This window comes from Corynebacterium curieae (assembly GCF_027570035.1).
Lineage (GTDB): Bacteria > Actinomycetota > Actinomycetes > Mycobacteriales > Mycobacteriaceae > Corynebacterium > Corynebacterium curieae.
The window spans coordinates 1-1,422 of record NZ_JAKMUU010000025.1; the positions used below are offsets into that span (position 1 = coordinate 1).

Annotated in this window: 1 protein-coding gene; it reads right to left on the bottom strand. The window is 51.1% G+C overall.

From position 1 onward, the window contains the following. Window positions 1-19: 19 nt before the first annotated feature. Window positions 20-1,362, bottom strand: a protein-coding gene (locus L8V01_RS11875) for an IS3 family transposase (protein ID WP_420869466.1) whose coding sequence is annotated in 2 segments (ribosomal slippage) — window positions 20-921 and window positions 921-1,362 — 1,344 coding nt in all. Because the reading frame shifts where the segments join, the coding sequence is not laid out codon by codon here. Between the last annotated feature and the right edge of the window lie 60 nt (window positions 1,363-1,422).

The following is a 1,422-nucleotide window of genomic DNA, read 5'->3' on the forward strand; positions in this document are numbered from 1 at the left end:
AAGTTGGACTGGTTTAATTCTAGGTGGTTAGAGGCTTTAGGGTCTGGTTCCGGTATTGCATCGGAGTCAGGCCCTTGAGTCGTTTTTGGATGCGTTCATGGTTGTACCAACGGATGTAGTCATCAATTGCGTGGTAGAACGCCTCCAGACTGGTGAATGATTCCCCGTGGTACATCTCTGACTTGAGGTGTCCGAAGAAGTTTTCCATCACCGCATTGTCGTAACAGTTTCCTTTCCTTGACATCGATTGTGTGCCACCGATACCTGTGATGAGTGTGCGCCAGCTGGAATGCTGATATTGGAATCCTTGGTCGGTATGTACAAGCAAACCTTCATCTGGTGATTCTTGCGCGATGGCATCGCGTAAAGATTGCGACGTAAACGCCGTATTCGGTGAGGTTGAAACGCTGTACGACACGATCGACCGATCGCATAAGTCCATGATCGGCGACAGGTAGACCTTGGTGCCAGCAACGCGAAACTCCGTGACGTCACTTGCCCACACCGTATTTGGCTCATCAGGCGTGAAACATCGATTCAACACATTGCTTGCGATGTGACTTACCGTGCCTTTGTACGAGTTGTACTTCTTTTTCGCCCTGATCTTGGATTTAAGCCCTAGTTGATCCATGAGCTTGTAGACCAGCTTATGGTTGACGCCCCATCCTTCCCAGCGTAGCTGAGCATGCACCCGCCGGTAACCATAACGACGGTTCATACGCTCAAAGACATCGACGATTGCCTGCTTGAGCTGGGCATGTTTATCAGCCATGGTGAGGCGTTGTTGGTGATAGAAAAATGTTGACCGGGAAAGACATGCCGCAACCAGCAGGTCCTCCAGGCGGTGGGCTGACTTGAGGATGACGATAGCTTCTACTTTCAGCCTCGTCGCTGGTTCCTCAAGTCCCGCAATTTTTTTAAGTACGCATTTTCTGCCCGTAGTTTCTCCACCTCACGGCGGAGCCGATCTTCCGCGGTCAACGGTGCCGAGCGGGCACTGCCTTTCGGTCGTCCCTTCGGTTTCGGCCGCAACGCTTCATCACCACCCGCACGCCAAGCCCTCACCCAATTAGCGACAAGTTGATCCGATGACAAACCAAACTCCCTAGCCAGTTCCATCTTGGACTGGCCGGCAATGAATCGATCGACAACTTCCTTCTTCACCTCGAAGGAAAAGTGCTGCTTAGTTGGTCTCTCCACAAGACATAGTCTGCCATGCAGCTTGAAACGACGCTCAAATCTCTTTACAGAATAGAGGCCAACTCCTAACCGATGAGCCGCCGCCGCATAGCCCAGCCCTTGCTCAAACAAATCAACGAGCTGCTCGCGCTGAGATTCACTCAAAGAACTTCGTGCTCTCATAAAAATACTCCCCACTAGTTAGAAACTGATTTCTCAGTCCAACTAATGGGGAGCAGTTCA